This window comes from Ancylobacter mangrovi (genome assembly GCF_024752335.1).
GTDB lineage: Bacteria > Pseudomonadota > Alphaproteobacteria > Rhizobiales > Xanthobacteraceae > Ancylobacter > Ancylobacter mangrovi.
In genome coordinates, this window is sequence record NZ_JANTHY010000001.1 from 207,104 (window position 1) to 222,868 (window position 15,765).

16 protein-coding genes and 1 tRNA gene are annotated in these 15,765 nt (G+C 69.4%); 6 read left to right on the top strand and 11 right to left on the bottom strand.

Annotation, left to right across the window (positions count from 1 at the left end; genetic code table 11):
- Position 1 precedes the first annotated feature (1 nt).
- Both NVS83_RS00890 and NVS83_RS00895 read left to right on the top strand, forming a co-directional pair.
- Positions 2 to 3,076, top strand: a complete 3,075-nt coding sequence (locus tag NVS83_RS00890) for an efflux RND transporter permease subunit (RefSeq protein WP_258737641.1) — start codon at positions 2 to 4, stop codon at positions 3,074 to 3,076.
- Positions 3,077 to 3,287: 211 nt separating this feature from the next.
- Positions 3,288 to 3,361 (top strand) — tRNA-Gly (locus tag NVS83_RS00895).
- Between the two features lie 287 nt (positions 3,362 to 3,648).
- Here the strand turns inward: NVS83_RS00895 and NVS83_RS00900 are convergent.
- The 11 genes from NVS83_RS00900 to NVS83_RS00950 all read right to left on the bottom strand — a co-directional run bounded on the left by NVS83_RS00900 (position 3,649) and on the right by NVS83_RS00950 (position 11,686).
- A complete protein-coding gene (locus tag NVS83_RS00900) occupies positions 3,649 to 4,158 on the bottom strand; it encodes an MgtC/SapB family protein (RefSeq protein WP_258737642.1) in 510 nt (169 codons plus the stop codon).
- Positions 4,159 to 4,230: 72 nt separating this feature from the next.
- A complete protein-coding gene (ligD, locus tag NVS83_RS00905) occupies positions 4,231 to 5,154 on the bottom strand; it encodes a non-homologous end-joining DNA ligase (RefSeq protein WP_258737643.1) in 924 nt (307 codons plus the stop codon).
- A 130-nt stretch (positions 5,155 to 5,284) separates the two neighbouring features.
- The gene (locus tag NVS83_RS00910) at positions 5,285 to 5,557 is read right to left on the bottom strand and encodes a DUF2188 domain-containing protein (RefSeq protein ID WP_258737644.1); all 273 of its coding nucleotides are present in this window, start codon (positions 5,555 to 5,557) and stop codon (positions 5,285 to 5,287) included.
- A 248-nt stretch (positions 5,558 to 5,805) separates the two neighbouring features.
- Positions 5,806 to 6,249 carry a type II 3-dehydroquinate dehydratase gene (locus tag NVS83_RS00915; RefSeq protein WP_258737645.1) on the bottom strand — a complete coding sequence of 148 codons (444 nt, stop codon included), beginning with the start codon at positions 6,247 to 6,249 and terminating at the stop codon, positions 5,806 to 5,808.
- Positions 6,250 to 6,276: 27 nt separating this feature from the next.
- Entirely contained in the window at positions 6,277 to 6,909 is a 633-nt protein-coding gene (locus tag NVS83_RS00920; RefSeq protein ID WP_258737646.1) for a glutathione S-transferase, read from the bottom strand.
- Positions 6,906 to 7,349: a GlcG/HbpS family heme-binding protein gene (locus NVS83_RS00925; protein WP_258737647.1), complete on the bottom strand. Its 444-nt coding sequence runs from the start codon at positions 7,347 to 7,349 to the stop codon at positions 6,906 to 6,908. The genes NVS83_RS00920 and NVS83_RS00925 overlap by 4 nt, the downstream gene beginning before the upstream one ends.
- Before the next feature lie 7 nt (positions 7,350 to 7,356).
- Entirely contained in the window at positions 7,357 to 8,034 is a 678-nt protein-coding gene (locus tag NVS83_RS00930; RefSeq protein WP_258737648.1) for a DUF1028 domain-containing protein, read from the bottom strand.
- Between the two features lie 14 nt (positions 8,035 to 8,048).
- Positions 8,049 to 8,471, bottom strand: coding sequence for a RidA family protein (locus NVS83_RS00935; RefSeq protein WP_258731265.1), 423 nt, complete (start codon positions 8,469 to 8,471; stop codon positions 8,049 to 8,051).
- A gap of 21 nt (positions 8,472 to 8,492) precedes the next feature.
- The gene (gene argE, locus NVS83_RS00940) at positions 8,493 to 9,740 is read right to left on the bottom strand and encodes an acetylornithine deacetylase (RefSeq protein WP_258737649.1); all 1,248 of its coding nucleotides are present in this window, start codon (positions 9,738 to 9,740) and stop codon (positions 8,493 to 8,495) included.
- A 3-nt stretch (positions 9,741 to 9,743) separates the two neighbouring features.
- Positions 9,744 to 10,235, bottom strand: coding sequence for a flavin reductase family protein (locus NVS83_RS00945; protein WP_258731263.1), 492 nt, complete (start codon positions 10,233 to 10,235; stop codon positions 9,744 to 9,746).
- Entirely contained in the window at positions 10,232 to 11,686 is a 1,455-nt protein-coding gene (locus NVS83_RS00950; protein ID WP_258737650.1) for a 4-hydroxyphenylacetate 3-hydroxylase family protein, read from the bottom strand. The genes NVS83_RS00945 and NVS83_RS00950 overlap by 4 nt, the downstream gene beginning before the upstream one ends.
- 90 nt (positions 11,687 to 11,776) lie before the next feature.
- Here NVS83_RS00950 and NVS83_RS00955 point away from each other — a divergent pair, with 90 nt between their 5' ends.
- The 4 genes from NVS83_RS00955 (at position 11,777) to NVS83_RS00970 (ending at position 15,760) form a co-directional block, all read left to right on the top strand.
- The gene (locus tag NVS83_RS00955) at positions 11,777 to 12,721 is read left to right on the top strand and encodes a LysR family transcriptional regulator (RefSeq protein ID WP_258731260.1); all 945 of its coding nucleotides are present in this window, start codon (positions 11,777 to 11,779) and stop codon (positions 12,719 to 12,721) included.
- Positions 12,722 to 12,923: 202 nt separating this feature from the next.
- Positions 12,924 to 13,514 carry a HutD/Ves family protein gene (locus NVS83_RS00960; RefSeq protein ID WP_258737651.1) on the top strand — a complete coding sequence of 197 codons (591 nt, stop codon included), beginning with the start codon at positions 12,924 to 12,926 and terminating at the stop codon, positions 13,512 to 13,514.
- 230 nt (positions 13,515 to 13,744) lie between these two features.
- Positions 13,745 to 14,680 (top strand): 2-hydroxyacid dehydrogenase, encoded by a 936-nt coding sequence (locus tag NVS83_RS00965; RefSeq protein WP_258737652.1) that lies wholly within the window; start codon positions 13,745 to 13,747, stop codon positions 14,678 to 14,680.
- Between the two features lie 60 nt (positions 14,681 to 14,740).
- Positions 14,741 to 15,760 (top strand): ABC transporter substrate-binding protein, encoded by a 1,020-nt coding sequence (locus NVS83_RS00970; RefSeq protein ID WP_258731256.1) that lies wholly within the window; start codon positions 14,741 to 14,743, stop codon positions 15,758 to 15,760.
- The last annotated feature ends 5 nt before the right edge of the window (positions 15,761 to 15,765 follow it).

Here is a 15,765-nt window from a genome sequence, read left to right on the forward strand (position 1 = left end):
CATGGGGCTCTCCGAGATCTGCATCCGCCGTCCGGTCTTCGCCACGGTGCTCAGCCTGCTCATGGTGCTGATCGGCATCGTCTCCTACACGCGCCTCACCGTGCGCGAATATCCCAATATCGACGAGCCGGTGGTCTCGGTGGTGACCACCTATTCCGGCGCCTCGGCGAGCATCGTCGAGAGCCAGGTGACCCAGGTGCTGGAAGGCTCGATCGCCGGCATCGAGGGCATCGACGTGCTGGAATCGACCAGCCGCTCCGAATCGAGCCGCATCACCGTGCGCTTCCGCTCCAATGTCGATCCCGACGTCGCCGCCAGCGACGTGCGTGACCGCGTGAGCCGGGTGCGCAAGCGCCTGCCCGACGAGATCGACGAGCCGGTGATCTCCAAGGTCGAGGCCGACGCCCAGCCGGTGATGTTCATCGTCTTCAGCTCCGACCGCATGAACGCGCTGGAGCTGACCGACTACATCGACCGCTACGTGGTCGACCGCTTCAAGAACCTGACCGGCGTCGCCGACGTGCAGATCTATGGCGAGCGGCGCTACGCGATGCGGATCTGGATCGACCGCGAGCGCCTCGCCGCCTACAAGCTCACCGTTCAGGACATCGAGGACGCGCTCAGGGCGCAGAACGTTGAGATCCCCTCGGGCCGCATCGAGAGCGCCGACCGCGAGTTCACCGTGCTCTCGCGCACCGCTCTGGCGACCGTCGACCAGTTCAACGACATCGTGGTCAAGAGCGTCGACGGGGCGCAGGTGCGGCTCGACGAGGTGGCGAAGGTCGAGCTCGGCGCCGCCGACGAGCGCCGCTCCAGCCGCTTCAACGGCGGGCAGGCGGTGATCCTCGGCATCATCAAGCAGGCGGTCGCCAACCCGCTCGACGTCTCGACCGGGGTGCGCGCCGTGCTCCCCGCGGTCAATGAGAGCCTGCCGGACGGCATGACCGCCGCCATCGGCAACGACAACGCCGTGTTCATCGACCGCTCGATCGAATCCGTCTTCCACACCATCCTCGAGGCGGTGGTGCTGGTGGTGCTGGTGATCGTGGTGTTCCTGCGCTCCTTCCGCGCCTCGATGATCCCGATCGTCACCATCCCGATCTCGCTGATCACCACCTTCGCCATCATGTACGCGCTCGGCTTCAGCGTGAACACGCTGACGCTGCTGGCACTGGTGCTCGCCATCGGCCTGGTGGTCGACGACGCGATCGTGGTGCTGGAGAACATCTTCCGCCACATCGAGCACGGCATGAAGCCGATCCCCGCCGCCATCAAGGGCGCGCGGGAGATCGGCTTCGCGGTGGTGGCGATGACGCTGACGCTCGCCGCGGTCTACGCCCCCGTCGCCTTCGCGCCCGGCCGCACCGGGCGGCTGTTCCTCGAATTCGCGCTGACGCTCGCCGGCGCGGTGCTGATCTCCGGCTTCGTCGCCCTGTCGCTGACGCCGATGATGTGCTCGCGCCTGCTGAAGCACGAGGCCAAGCCCGGCCGGCTCTCCGCCTTCATCGAGCGCGGGCTCACCGGGCTCGAGAACGGCTACCGCCGCCTGCTCGGCCTGACGCTGAAGGTGCGCCCGCTGGTGCTGCTGGTGGCGGTGCTGGTGGCGAGCGCCAGCGGCATCCTGATCTACGCGCTGCCCTCCGAGCTCTCGCCGGTGGAGGACCGCGGCGTGGTGCGCGTGAACGGCAGCGGGCCGGAGGGCTCGACCCTCGCCTATACCACCCGCTACACCAACCAGGTGGAGGGCATCCTCGACAAGATTCCGGAGATGGACAGCGTGCTGATCATCAACGGCCTGCCCGAGGTGCACCGCTTCCTGATCATCGGCCGCCTGAAGGACTGGTCCGAGCGCGACCGGCGCCAGCAGGAGATCGTCGCCGATACCGCCCCGAAGTTGCGCCACATCGCCGGGGTCAGCGCCTATGCCAACAACCCGGCCTCGCTCGGCGTCTCCAACAATTCGCGCCCGATCGAGTTCGTGCTGCAGACCTCGGGCACCTATGAGGAGCTCGACGAATATGTCGACCGCTTCCTCGACCGGATCGAGGACTATCCCGGCCTCGCCAGCATCCAGAGCGACCTCAAGCTCAACAAGCCGGAGATTTCCCTCACCATCGACCGCGCCAAGGCGGCGGATCTGGGCATCGACGTCTCGGTGCTCGGGCGCACGCTGGAGAGCCTGCTCGGCGGGCGGCAGGTGACGCGGTTCGAGGTCGGCGGCGAGCAATACGACGTCTATGTGCAGCTCGACGCCAGCGACCGCGCCTCGCCGGCGACGCTCGACACCATCTTCCTGCGCTCGTCGAGCGGGGAGATGGTGCAGCTCTCCAACCTCGTCAGCGTGCGCGAGACGGTGGCCCCGCAGGAGCTCAAGCGCTTCAACCAGCTGCGCTCGGCGACCATCTCGGCCAACCTCGCGCCCGGCTTCTCGCAGGGCGAGGCGCTGGCCTATCTCGACCGCACCGCGCGCGAGGTGCTGCCGCGCACGGTGCAGACCGACGTTTCCGGCCAGAGCCGCGAGTTCCGCGCCGCCGGGCAGAGCCTGGTGCTGGTGTTCCTGCTGGCGCTGGGCTTCATCTATCTGGTGCTCTCGGCCCAGTTCGAGAGCTTCCGCGACCCGGTGATCATCATGCTCACCGTGCCGCTCTCCATGACCGGGGCGCTGGCGGCGCTGTACTTCTCCGGCGGCTCGCTCAACGTCTATTCGCAGATCGGCCTCGTCACGCTGGTGGGGCTGATCACCAAGCACGGCATCCTGATCGTCGAGTTCGCCAACCAGCAGCAGGAGGCGGGGCTCGACCGCCGGGCGGCGGTGATCGAGGCGGCGACGCTGAGGCTGCGCCCGATCCTGATGACGACCGGCGCCATGGTGCTGGGCGCCGTGCCGCTGGCGCTCGCCACCGGCGCGGGGGCGGAGAGCCGCACCCAGATCGGCTGGGTGATCGTCGGCGGCATGTCGCTCGGCACGCTGCTGACGCTGTTCGTGGTGCCGACGGTCTACTCGCTGATCGGGCGCGTGCATCACACCGCGCATGCGGAGATCGCCGCGGGCATCGTGCACGGCCCGGCGGAGTAGGTGGGGCGGGGGAGAAGCTGCGCGATAAGACCGCCAGATGGTATCCGAAGTCGGCACTTGTCAGCGGGTCGGACGACAGTTTCGGGAGGGCCTCGTCCGGGCCGGATGTGCGCGCGGAATCCGGTACGGGATGACGGCGCCAATCGGCGCGGCGGGGGCTTGAAGTAGCCTCGCCCGCCCCCTAATGTGCGCCGGCCTGACGGCATGTCGGGCGGGCGTAGTTCAATGGTAGAACGGCAGCTTCCCAAGCTGCATACGAGGGTTCGATTCCCTTCGCCCGCTCCAGCTTTCCAAAATCATATGTCTACCGTTCCGCCGCAGGGTTCTGCGTGGCGAGGGTTTGCCGTGGGCGCTTCGGCAGGGGTAGCGGGTCCGGACCGGCAGGTCGGGTTGGGGTGTCGGGTTCGCCTTGATCGGCCCGCTTCAGCGCGTCGCGCGAGCGGTGGTGCCCATTTCGTCGCCGGCACATAGGTGCCCGGCGTCCTGACCACGCCCCGTTCGGTCCCTTCTTCCAGACGCTTTTCACCCTCCAGACTGCTCCCTCCGCGCCGCTCGCCCCCTGCCGCCCCCACTCACTCCTTCTTCTCCGGTCCCTCGCCGGCGGGTGGGGCGGGCTCGTCTTCCTCGGACCAGTTCTCCAGGCGGCGCTCCAGCGGGTGGAGGACGGCCAGGAGCAGCAGCGTGATCAGCAGCGCGCCGACGATGAGGTGCCAGCTCGCGAGCGCGCAGGCGACGCCGAGCGCGGCGGTCACCCACACCGTCGCCGCCGTGGTGAGGCCGTGCACCTCGAGCTGGCGGCGGTTGCGCAGCACCACGCCGGCGCCGAGGAAGCCGATGCCCGTCATCACCCCCTGGATGATGCCCTGCACCACGCGGCTGGTGGCGTCGGGATGGCCGGCGATGCCGTCGACCCGCATCGCGGTGAGGGAGATCAGCGCCGCGCCCATGCACACCAGCCCCAGCGTGCGCATGCCGGTCGGCTTGCCGCGCAGGTCGCGGTTGACGCCGATCATCATGCCGCAGGCCGCCGCCACGAGCAGGCGCAGCAGATGCTCGATGTCGCGCGGGGAGAAGATGTCCACCTTAAATTCCTTGCCGCCTGTCGTCCTATCCTGCCCGTTCGCGGCGCCCGCGTCTGCCGGCTTTCGCCGCGCTCATGCGCCCTCCGGCAGTGCGGCCGCGGCGGCGTGGAAGCCGGCCCAGGGGTCGCGCGCGGGCCCCGCCGAGATGGCGTCGAGGCGGGCGGGGGCGTTGGCGAGGATGAACTGCGCCGCGCCGTCGAGCCGGTCGAGCTCTTCCCACGCCACCGGCATGGCGACCGGCGCGCCCGGGCGGGCGCGGGTGCCATAGGCGACGATGGCGGTGGCGCCGCGCGCATTGCGCAGATAGTCGACGAAGATGTGCCCGCCGCGCCGGGCCTTGGCGGCGGCGGCGATGTAGCGGCCGGGGCTGTCGGCCTCCATCGCCTCGGCCACGCCGTGCGCGAAACGCTTCGCCGCCTCCCATCCCGCGCCCGGAGCGAGTGGGACTACGATATGGAAGCCCTTGCCGCCGGAGGTCTTCACGAAGGCCGGCAGGCCGGCCCGCTCCAGCCGCGCGCGAACCTCGCGGGCACCCTCGACCACCGCCGGCCAGGCGACGTCCTCGCCCGGGTCGAGGTCGAACACCAGCATGTCGGGATGCTCGCGGTCGGCGAGCGGCGCGCCCCAGGGATGGATCTCCAGCGCGCCGGCCTGCACCAGCGCCATCAGCCCGTCGACATCGTCGATCGAGAGGATCTCCTCGCCGTCCCGGTCCCGCGTCACATGGACCGCCCGATGCATGCCGGCCCAGGCGTGCTTCTGGAAGAAGCGCGGCCCCTCGATGCCGTCCGGGCAGCGCACCAGCGCCAGCGGGCGGGCGAGGAGGAAGGGGGCGATGAAGGGCCAGACGCGCGCATAATAGTCCGCGAGGTCCTGCTTGGTGATGCCCTCGCGCGGCCAGTAGACACGGTCGGGATGGGCGAGCGCGACCGTACTCGCGGGCCGCGCGGGCTGAGGCGGCGTAGTTTGAGGCGGCTGGGGGCGATGTTCGGCCATGGTCGACCTTCCGGGCCGGGCGGCTGCATCGGGCCGGTGCGCGGGGCGCGCCGGGCGGGCAGCATGGCGCGGATCGGCCGGGCGCGTCCAGTGGCGCGCGGCGGGAGCGGCCGTGGTCGTCGTGGCCCTGTCAGCGGGTCCTGGGCGGGAGCGGATCGGAGGCGTCGTCCTCGACCTCGGCCTCGGGCCGGTCGGTGCCCTGCGCGGTCTCCTCGTGCCAGCGGCCGGCGCTGTCCTGGTAGAGGATCGGGCGGGTCTCGCCCGAGAGCGACTGGCGCGCCGCCGCCTCGCGCGCGGCGTCGAGCGCGCCCTGATGGGTGGGGTGCGTTTCGGAGAAGACGTCGCCGAGCTTGTAGGCCCAGCCGCCATTATGCTGGACGATCTCGTAGCGGATATGGGTCATCTCGGTCCTCCTGTGCCCAGAACGCCCGGCCGCGCGGGGCGGTTCCGGCCGGGGACGCGCGCGTGCCGAATGCCGCGTGACGCCGTCCCGGCCGAAAGGGTGCATGGGCGCGGGACGATCTCAAGCGGGCGCACGCATTCGTGTGCGCGTGGCATGCTGGCAGGTGCGGCGCCGGCGGGCTTTTCCGCCCCCACGGCGTCGCGGCGCAAGATCGTGGCTCGGGAGGCGGGAAGCCCGGCGGCGCCGGGTCAGCCGCGGGTCAGCTTGGCGACCAGCGCGTCGACGGCCATCTCGTAGCCCTCCGGGCCGAGGCCGATGATGCAGCCCGTGACCACGCTCGACAGCGGCGAGTGGTGGCGGAAGCCCTCGCGCTTGAACACGTTGCTGACATGCACCTGCACCGCCGGCAGGGCGACGGCGGAGAGCGCGTCGAGGATGCCGATCGAATGGTAGGACAGGCTGCCGGCATTGATGACGAGCCCGTCGGCCTCGGTGCGCGCGGCCTGGATCCAGTCGATCAGAACGCCCTCATGGTTGGACTGGCGGAAGTCGAGGCTGGCGCCGAGGCTTTCCGCCCGGGCGCGGCAGCGCTCCGCGATGTCCTCGATGGTGAGGTTGCCATAGGGCCCGTTGGGGTCGAGGCCGTAGAGATTGGTGTTGGGCCCGTTGAGGACGAGAATGCGGACGCTCATGCGCGAGGGGTTCCGGTACTGGTGGGGTCAGGCGACGTGTTCGCGCGGGCGCGTGGCGGCCATGGAGGGACGCTCGTCGAAGGCGGCGAACCATGCGGCGGCGGCCGGCCGGCCCTGCCGCCAATTGAGATCGGCATAGCGGAAGTCGAGATAGCCGAGCGCGCAGCCGATCGCGATCGCCCCGATGGTGGGCGGCGCGTCCAGATCGGCGGAGAGGGCGGGCGCAAGCTTCTCGATCTCGTCGAGCGCGCCCGCGACCTTGGCGAGCTGGGCGTCGGTCCAGCCCTGCCAGCGCTTGTCCTCCGGGCGCAGCAGCCGCTCGTAGCGGTTGGCGATGGCGGCGTCGAGCAGCCCGTCGGCGAGCGCCTGCCGGGTCAGCGCGGCCCAGCGCGCGGGGCCGGCGGGCGGGAAGATCGTCGCATCGCCGGCGGTGGCGGCGAGATATTCGCAGATCACCGGGCTGTCGTAGAGCGTCGAGCCGTCGTCGAGGATCAGCGCCGGGATCTTGCCCAGAGGATTGTGGCCGACCAGCGCCGGGTCGCGCTGCAGCGGGCTCGCGCCGTTGAAGGCGATCTCGATCCGGTCGGCGAGGCCGGTCTCGTGCGCGACGGCCATCACCTTGCGCACGAAGGGGGAGGTGGGGGCGTGGATCAGCTTCATGGCGTCTGGTCCTGCGCGCCGATGGCCCTGAGCCCCGCCCGGGCGACCTCGACATCCTGCTCGCCGGTGCCCGAGCCGACGCCGATGCCGCCGAGGCACTGGCCGTCGACGATGATCGGCAGGCCGCCGACGAGGTTGGTGAGGCGCTGGCCGGCGGCGTGCTGGAGGTTGGGCGCGTCGACCGGGTTGAGGCGCCCGCTCGGCTGGCGGTGCGAGGCGGCGGTGATCGCCTTGGAGAGCGAGGTCTCGCGCGAGAGCAGCCGGGCGCCGTCCATGCGCACGAAGGCGACGAGGTTGCCGCCCTCGTCGACGATGTTGATGTTCTGCGGCACGCCGAGCTCGTTCGCCTTGGCAAGCGCGGCGGCGAGCATCGCCAGCGCGCCTTCATGGGTCAGCTTGAGGGCGGGCCGGGTCGGGGCCGTCGCGGGCTTTTCGGGCATCGTCACCTCATTCATCGCCGGGAACGCCATAGGAGGGCGCGGTGGAGGGGTCGAGGGCGCGGGTCACATAGGCGTCCATCTGCGGCACCCAGAGCTGCCACAGCGCCTCGAGCTCGGCCATGACGTCGCCTTCCGACCAGTCGATGCGCAGGTCCGCGACCGACCACGCCACCTTGTCGACCAGCAGCATGCCGACCGAATGCACCGGGCCTTCTTCGCCGCCGGCGGCCACCGCCGCCTTCATCGCCGCCACGAGACGGTCGCCCAGATGCGCCTCGGGCATCGCGGCGAAGCTGTCGACCATCGCCTGCGGCACCTTGTCGGAGGCGAGCAGATTGCCCGCCGCCGCCACGTCCGGCCCCCGCGCGATGGCGTAGGTGCCGAGCGTCTTGGTGCCGGAATGGCCGGCGGAGCGCCCGAGCGTGTCGAGCACCACCACCTGCCGGTAGTCGAAGAACGGAGCCTCGGCTTCGAAGCGCGCCATCACCTCGTCGGGGGAGAGCCCCCCGGCGAGCAGGTCGAGCCCCTTGGGGCCGAGGGTCGGGTCGGTGATGTTCTGCGTGGCCACCACGCCCACGCCGGCGCGCGCATGGGCGCAGCGCGCCGCGACCGCCGGCGAGGAGGACGAGACCGCGATGCCGAACATGCCGGTGCGCGCGCAGCGCGCGGAGATGGAGAAGGTCACGCCGTGCCTCCCGCTCAGGCTGCGTCGGGGATGACCGCGGTCACCTCGATCTCGACCAGCCATTCCGGCCGCGCGAGCGCGGGCACGACGAGGCCGGTGGAGCAGGGGAACACGCCCTTCATCCACTTGCCCATCTCCTGATAGACCGCCTCGCGGTAGCGGATGTCGGTGACGTAGACGACGATGCGGCAGATGTGGCTCATCTCGCTGCCGGCTTCCTCCAGCAGCATCTTCACGTTCTGCATCGCCTTCTCGGTCTGCTTGCCGGCGTCGCCGACATGCACGCTCTCGCGGCTATCGAGGTCCTGGGCGACCTGGCCGCGCAGGAACACCATGGTGCCCTTGGCGACCACGCCCTGGGAGAGGTCGTTGTCGAGCTTCTGCTCGGGATAGGTTTCCTTGGTGTTGAAGGGACGCAGACGCTTGTGCACGACCATGGAAGGAGCCTCGCTGGGGGGTCAGAAGAGCGGTTCGGAAGGGGTGTCGCCGAGGGCGCGCGCGAGGGCGCGCATCAGCCGCTCGGCGCGGGCGAGCTCGTCGAGCCCGACCCATTCGTCGGCCTTGTGGGCGCGGGCGATGTCGCCGGGCCCGCAGACCAGGGTCGGGATGCCGGCCTCGAAATAGAGCCCCGCCTCGGTGCCGAAGGCAAGCGTGACCGGCGCCTCGTTGGAGCCGGTGAGGCGGGCGAGCCGCGCGGCGGCGGGAAGGTCGGCCGGGGTGTCGAGGCCGGGATAGGCGCTGATCGGCTCGACCGCTATGCCGGCCTCGGGCGCCTGCGCCTTCAGCTCCGCATCGACCCGCGCGACCAGCGCGTCGATCTGCGCCCGGATGGCGCCGGCATCGGCGCCGGGCACGGTGCGCACCTCATATTCCAGCACCGCGCGGTCCGGCACCAGGTTGAGCGCGACGCCGCCGTGCAGCGAGCCGACATGGACGGTGGTGAAGGGCGGGTCGAACGCCTCGTCGAGGGTCTGCGCGAGGCTGGCGCCGATCGCCTCCAGCCCGCAGGCGATGCGCGCCGCCGCCGCCACGGCATTGGCGGCGCGGTGGGGCAGGGCGGAATGGCCGCCCTTGCCGGTGACGACGAGGCGCTCGGCGAACTTGCCCTTATGGGCATGCGCCACCTTGAGCGAGGTCGGCTCGCCGACGATGCACAGCGCCGGCGGCACCGGCAGGGCGGCGGTGGCGGCGACGAGGTCGGGCGCGCCGGCGCAGCCCACCTCCTCGTCATAGGAGAAGCACAGATGCACCGGGCGCGCGCTCGCCTGCGCCACGAAGTCCGGCACCGCCGCCAGCACCACGGCGAGGAAGCCCTTCATGTCGGTGGAGCCGCGCCCGTAGAGGCGCCCGTCGCGGAGGGTGGCGGCGAAGGGCGGGCTCGACCAGTCTTGCCCCTCGACGGGCACCACGTCGGTATGGGCGGAGAGCGCGAGCCCGGGCCGGTCGGCCGGGCCGATGGTGGCGAGGAGCGAGGCCTTGTCGCCGGCCGCGTTCGGGATCAGACGGCTTTCGACGCCATGCGTGCGCAGATAGTCGGCGATGAAGGTGACGATCGGCAGGTTGGAGCGCGCGCTCACCGACTCGAAGCCGATGAGCGTGGAAAGAAGCTCGACGAGCCCGGCGGAGGGCCCGTCCTGCGCGCCTTCCGCCGGGCTCTTCGCGTCCAGGCTCTTCGCGCCGTCAGGCGCGCACGCCGTATCGCTCATGCCTCAGGCTGCCTGCAGCTTGTGATAGCCCCGGTTGGAATAGACGAGCGGCTTCCTCTCGGTCGATTCCAGCGCCATCACCTCGCCGGCGATGATGTGGTGGGTGCCGAACTCGAACACGCCGGCGATCCGGCAGTCGAAGCGGCACAGCGCGCCGCGCAGGATCGGCGAGCCGGTGTGGAGCCGGTCCCATTCGGCGACCTTGAAGCGGTCCTCGCGCAGCTCCGGGATCAGGCCGGCGAAGCTGTCGGCCACCCGGTGCTGGTCGTGGGCGAGGATGTTGGCCGCGAACACGCCGTTGCCCAGCAGCGTCGGAAGCATGCGGCTGCCCTTGTTGAGGCAGAACAGCACCGAGGGCGGCTCCATCGAGAGCGAGCACAGCGAGGAGACCGTCACGCCGCCGCGCCCGGTCTCGCCGTCGGTGGTGATGACGGTGACGCCGGAGGCCGTGCGGCCCATGGCCTCGCGGAACTGGGCGATGTCGATCTGGCTCATTTTCCGGTTCCCATCACCTTGTCCGACAGGCCCGCCGCCTTGCGCACGAAGTCGAGCGGACCGGAGAAGTCGAACGAGTTGTAGACGGCGTTGAGGTGGTTGAAGTGCGGCGCCTGGGCGAACTGCACGAAGGTCAGCCGGTGGCCGGCATAGTCCGAGTTGAGCAGGTCGCGGGCGAAGGCGAGCAGCTTGCGGCGGTCCTCCGCCTCCCACTGCTTGTTCAGCGTGTAGAACTTCTGCAGCCACTCGCCCGAGCCGGTGTTGTGGAACGAGGAGGCGTTCGGGGTGACGCAGATCTGGCCGCCGCACAGCTCGCGGGCGATGTGCATCATCGCCGGCAGGTTGGCGCAGGCGTGCACGCGCCCGGCATAGAGCAGCGACTGGTTCGGCATCAGCAGGCCGCCGGGGCTGGTCTGCGCGGTGGCGATGGCCGCGGTGAGATGCGCGTTGATGCCCTCGCGGTAGCACACCAGGTCGGCGAGCTTCTCGCGCACCGCCTGCAGCTTGTCGAGGCCGGTCTGCTTGGCGTTCCACATCGCCGCGCCGATCATCATGTCGGCGACGTAGAGCAGGCGGTGGACATAGGGGAACGCCGAGTAGCGGTGCAGCGTCGCGCGGATGTACTGGGCCGCCTTGGTGTGGCGGTAGAAGAACACGTTCTCCCAGGGGATCAGCACGTTGTCGAAGATGACGAGGGATTCGACCTCGTCGAACTTGTTGGCCAGCGGGTAGTCCTGCGGGTCGGTGCGGCCGGCGAAGGACGAGCGGCAGATCTGCTTCACGCCCGGCGCGCCCATGTCGATGATGCCGCCGACCGCGTAGTCGGACAGCGTCTCGTTGGTCCACGCGCCGACGGTCGGCTTCAGGAACGCCTGGTCGGCATAGGCGGCGGCGGTCTCGTACTTGGCGCCGCGGATGACGATGCCCGCGTCGGTCTCCTTGACGACATGGACCATCATGTCGGGATCCTGGTCCTGGGGCGGAAGGGAGCGGTCGCCCTTGGGATCGGTGTTCGCCGAGATGTGGAAGATGTCGTTGTCGAAGATGTTCTGGACGTGCCGATCGACATTGTCGGCGAAGCGGGGGTCGAACTCCGCCAGAACGTCACGTCCGTCGATGAGAGACCAGACTTCGCCGATCGTCTCGTCACCGACGCGGGTCACGACGCCGCCGATGTCCTTCATCACCGTGTCGACCGCCTCGACCTTGTCGGTCCAGTCCTTGGTTTCGCGGGGCGGCTTGTAGAAAATGGTGTTGCGCTTGTTGTCCTCGACGTAGGTCAGGCGGTCCTGATACTGCGCCTCGTGCGCCATGTCGTACATGCGGGCCCGGACATCGACGATCGGCTTGAAGGCCGGGTGGCTGGTGACATCCTTCACCCGCTCGCCGTCAATCCAGACTTCGCGACCGTCCTGAAGCCCCTCGCGATACTGCTCGCCTGTACGGATCATTGCTGCTTCCTTTTTCCTGCGAGGAAATATTGCGCCGGCCCGATGGATCGGTAAAATATTTTCGATTGGGTTTTGGGATCGAAAATTCCGATGAACGTGTCTCTCCGCGCGCTGCGCTACGTGGTTGCCACCGCTGATTTCGGCAATCTGACCGAAGCGGCGAAGCATCTGAACGTCTCGCAGCCCTCGATTTCGGCGGCGATCGCGCAGTTCGAGGCGGATTGCGGCGTGCAGGTGTTCGTGCGCCACCATGCAAAGGGCGTGACCACCACCATCGCCGGCACCCGCATCGTCAACGAGGCGCGGCTGCTGCTCAACCATGCGCGCGATTTCGGCCAGAACGCGCGCGCCATGTCCGACGAGGTGCGCGGCGAGATCGCGGTGGGCTGCTTCTGGACCATCGCCACCCATTTCATGCCGAGCCTGCTCTCCGCCTTCGCCGAAAGCCATCCCGGCATCACGGTGAGCCTCGACGAGGGCGACCAGCAGCAGATTCTCGAGGGCATCATCTCCGGGCGCACCGAGCTGGCGCTGTCCTACGAGTTCGCCCGCCCCGACGAGGTGGTGGCCGAGCCGCTGGCCGAGCTGCCGCCCTATGCGGTGCTGCATCCCGACCACCCGCTGAGCCAGCGCGAGCGCATCAGCCTCGCGGACCTGCGCGACGAGCCGTTCATCCTGCTCGACCTGCCGCATTCGCGCGATTACTTCCTGAGCCTGTTCCAGACCGTGGGCGTCGAGCCGCAGATCGCCTTCCGCTCCAAGGCCTATGAACTGACGCGCGGGCTGGTGGGGCACGGGCGCGGCTACACGATCCAGAACGTGCTGCCGCGCAGCCTGAGCACCCATGATGGCGGGCGCGTCGCCGCCGTCCCGCTGACCGACAAGCTGCCGCCGGTGCGCCTCGTCAGCCTCAAGCTGCGGCGGCAGGCGCCGCGCCCGGCGGTGGAGGTGTTCGCGCGCCACCTCAAGGCATGCTTCTCGCCCGGCGGCATCTTCGAGCCGGGCACGCTCTCCCCGCGCGTGACGCTGCGCTGAGGCCGGGCGCCTTACCTGGGTCCGGCATCGCGGCGCGACGGGTCGGCGGGCGCCTTCATAGGCGGGAACTATCCTCTCCATCGGCAAACTGTTTCCTGCGCCGATGCGCTGCCGATTGCCGCGCTCGGCGGGCGCTCGGTAGTCTCCGGCCTCTTTGGCTGAGGGAGCGGTGCCGGCCCGGCCGGGCGCCGGGCAGGGTGCAATGAGCTGGATCAAGGTCCTCACGACGTCCGACTACAAGGTCACGCCGTGGAAGAATGGCGGCGGCGTGACGCAGGACGTGCTGCTGCTGCCCGAAGGCGCGACGCAGGAGGATTTCGACATCCGGCTCAGCTTGGCGCCGATCGTCGCCGAGGGGCCGTTCTCCTCCTTCCCCGGGGTCGATCGCCATATCACCCTGCTGACGCGCGAGCGCCTCTCGCTCGTCTTCGGCAGCGAGACGCGCGAGTTGAACCGGCTCGAGCCGCTCTATTTCGACAGCGTCCAGCAGCCGCGCTCGCTGCTGCCCGACGGGGCGGTGCGGGTGTTCAACGTGATGACCCGGCGCGGGCGCTGGAACGCGCAGGTCATGCCCGCCTCCGGCGCCACCGAGCCGCTGCTCGCCGCGCCCGACGGGGGCCTGCTGGTGCTGCACGCGGTGAGCGGCACCTGGCAGGTCGGCCACGCGCTAGGCTCGGTTGTGGTGCGCCCCGGCGAGACGCTGGTCTCGAGCGAGGAGGCGACGCTGCGTGCGAGCTGCGAGCCCGCGGGCGAGGCCGTGGTGGCCTTTCTGGCGCCGACCGGCCCGCGCTGAAACACGGATTGGAATTTCCTATCTTGAAGACTGGCTAAAAGTATTTTTCTATCCATCCTGATGCGGCAACATTTCCTGACAGGAAAAACGATTGAGGCACGGAGCGGGCTGATGAGGCTTTTTCAGGCGCGGCGGCACGATCGCGCTCCCGCGCGGCGGCAAGTGCGCGGCGCGATGGGGAAAGCTCGTCCCTTCTCCCGCGTCCCGGCCGCGTGCCGCATGGCGGCGTCATGAGCGCCGACGCGCTGGTCTTCTACAGCCCGGTGGACAGCGCCGCCGGCTGGCAGGAGGCGATGGCGGCCGAGCTGCCGGACCTCGACTTCCGCGTCGACCCCGAGGTCGGCAATCCCGAGGAGGTGGCCTATGTGCTCGCGTGGCTGCCGCCCAAGGGGTTCTTCTCCCGCTTCCCGAACCTCAAGCTGGTGACCAATCTCGGCGCCGGCGTCGACGCGCTGGTGAACCGGGACGATCTGGCGCCGGTGAAGTTCTCGCGCCTGTCGGACCCCGGCATGGTGGCGATGATGACGAGCTACGTCGTGTTCGCCGTCACCCGCTACGCCCGCGACATGCACATCTTCGAGCGCGCCACCCGGCGCGGGGAGTGGGAATATGTCCACCCGCGCCCGCTGGCGGACATCAAGGTGGCGGTGCTCGGCCTCGGCGAGCTCGGCGGGCCGGCGGCGCGCACCCTCGCCTTGATGGGCTTCACCGTCACCGGCTGGTCGCGCTCGCCCAAGCAGATCCCGGGCGTCGCCTCCGAGACCGGCGCCGACGGGCTGGAGCGGGTGCTGGCGGGCAACGAGATCATCGTCAGCCTGCTGCCGCTCACCCCGCAGTCGCGCCACCTGATCGGCGCGCGCGAATTCGCGCTGATGCCGAAGGGCGTGAAGTTCATCAACGCCTCGCGCGGGGCGGTGGTGGACGAGGCGGCGATGATCGCGGCGCTGCGCTCCGGCCAGATCGGGGAGGCGACGCTCGACGTGTTCGAGACCGAGCCGCTACCCGCCGGCCACCCGCTCTGGTCGTTCGACAACGTTCTGATCACGCCGCACATGGCGAGCATCACCGTGCCGGGCCTGGCGGCGCGCGACGTGGCGGAGAGCATCCGGCGCGTGAGGCAGGGGCTGGCGCCGCTGCACGAAGTCGACCCCGCCCGCGGCTACTGAGCCGGCCGGGCGCGTGAAGATCCGGGCGGCTGAAGCCGTCCCAAATAAAGAGGTGGAACGATGAAGAAGCTGTGCATCGCACTGGGCGCCCTGGCCGTGATGGCCACCGGCGCATCGGCTCAGGATAAGCTGGTCATCAGCACCTGGGGCGGCAACTGGAAGGAAGGCGTCCAGATCGTCGGCAAGGAATTCACCAAGCGCACCGGCGTCGAGGTCGAGTACATCACCGGCGGTACGCTCGACCGGCTGGCCAAGGCCAAGGTCGCGAAGGACAATCCCGAGGCCGACCTCGTGAACACCACCGGCCAGGTGGGCTATCTCTACCATGCCGACGGGCTGATGGAGAAACTCGACTGGTCGAAGATCCCCAACGCCGCCAAGCTCTACCCGATGGCGAAGCGCTCCGACTACACGGTCTCCGACTATGTGTACGTCTACACGCCCGCCTTCCGCACCGACCTGATGCCCAAGGGCTTCAAGATCGATTCGTGGAGCACGCTGTGGGGCGACGAGGTGAAGGGCAAGCTGGCGCTGCCGGACTTCGACCCGAGCCACATCATCATCGCCGCCACCAAGCTCGCCGGCGTGACGCCCGAGCAGTGGGACCAGGTGAAGCCGAAGCTGCTGGAGCTGAAGAAGAACATCAAGACCTTCTACCAGTCGGACGCCACCAGCCAGAACCTGATGCGCACCGGCGAGAGCCCGGTGCAGGTGCTGCTCAACATCAATGGCTACCACCTGCAGAAGCTCGGCATGCCGGTCGAGATCGACGTGCCGAAGGAAGGCGCGGTGGTCGGCGTGGACGTCTGGGGCATCGCCAAGAACACCAAGCACAAGGACTGGGCCGAGCAGTTCCTGAACATCGCCCTCGAGCCGGAAATGCTCGCCAAGCTCTGCAACTTCCACAAGTGCTCGCCCATGAGCCCGGAAGCCAAGCTCGATCCGGAGATCGCCAAGCTGCCCGGCATCTTCACCAGCCAGGAGCAGATCGAGAAGGAAGCCATCGTGCTCGACGACAAGACCTATGCCACCCTGCTGCCGCAGTGGAAGGTGTGGTTCACCGAGAACATGATGCACTGAGCCTG

Coding starts and splice junctions, on each gene's coding strand:
- NVS83_RS00890 (WP_258737641.1), top strand. CDS start 2: ATGGGGCTCTCCGAGATCTGCATCCGCCGTCCGGTCTTCGCCACGGTG.
- ligD (WP_258737643.1), bottom strand. CDS start 5,154: ATGGCCGAACATCGCCCCCAGCCGCCTCAAACTACGCCGCCTCAGCCC.
- NVS83_RS00910 (WP_258737644.1), bottom strand. CDS start 5,557: ATGACCCATATCCGCTACGAGATCGTCCAGCATAATGGCGGCTGGGCC.
- NVS83_RS00915 (WP_258737645.1), bottom strand. CDS start 6,249: ATGAGCGTCCGCATTCTCGTCCTCAACGGGCCCAACACCAATCTCTAC.
- NVS83_RS00920 (WP_258737646.1), bottom strand. CDS start 6,909: ATGAAGCTGATCCACGCCCCCACCTCCCCCTTCGTGCGCAAGGTGATG.
- NVS83_RS00925 (WP_258737647.1), bottom strand. CDS start 7,349: ATGCCCGAAAAGCCCGCGACGGCCCCGACCCGGCCCGCCCTCAAGCTG.
- NVS83_RS00935 (WP_258731265.1), bottom strand. CDS start 8,471: ATGGTCGTGCACAAGCGTCTGCGTCCCTTCAACACCAAGGAAACCTAT.
- argE (WP_258737649.1), bottom strand. CDS start 9,740: ATGAGCGATACGGCGTGCGCGCCTGACGGCGCGAAGAGCCTGGACGCG.
- NVS83_RS00945 (WP_258731263.1), bottom strand. CDS start 10,235: ATGAGCCAGATCGACATCGCCCAGTTCCGCGAGGCCATGGGCCGCACG.
- NVS83_RS00950 (WP_258737650.1), bottom strand. CDS start 11,686: ATGATCCGTACAGGCGAGCAGTATCGCGAGGGGCTTCAGGACGGTCGC.
- NVS83_RS00955 (WP_258731260.1), top strand. CDS start 11,777: ATGAACGTGTCTCTCCGCGCGCTGCGCTACGTGGTTGCCACCGCTGAT.
- NVS83_RS00960 (WP_258737651.1), top strand. CDS start 12,924: ATGAGCTGGATCAAGGTCCTCACGACGTCCGACTACAAGGTCACGCCG.
- NVS83_RS00965 (WP_258737652.1), top strand. CDS start 13,745: ATGAGCGCCGACGCGCTGGTCTTCTACAGCCCGGTGGACAGCGCCGCC.
- NVS83_RS00970 (WP_258731256.1), top strand. CDS start 14,741: ATGAAGAAGCTGTGCATCGCACTGGGCGCCCTGGCCGTGATGGCCACC.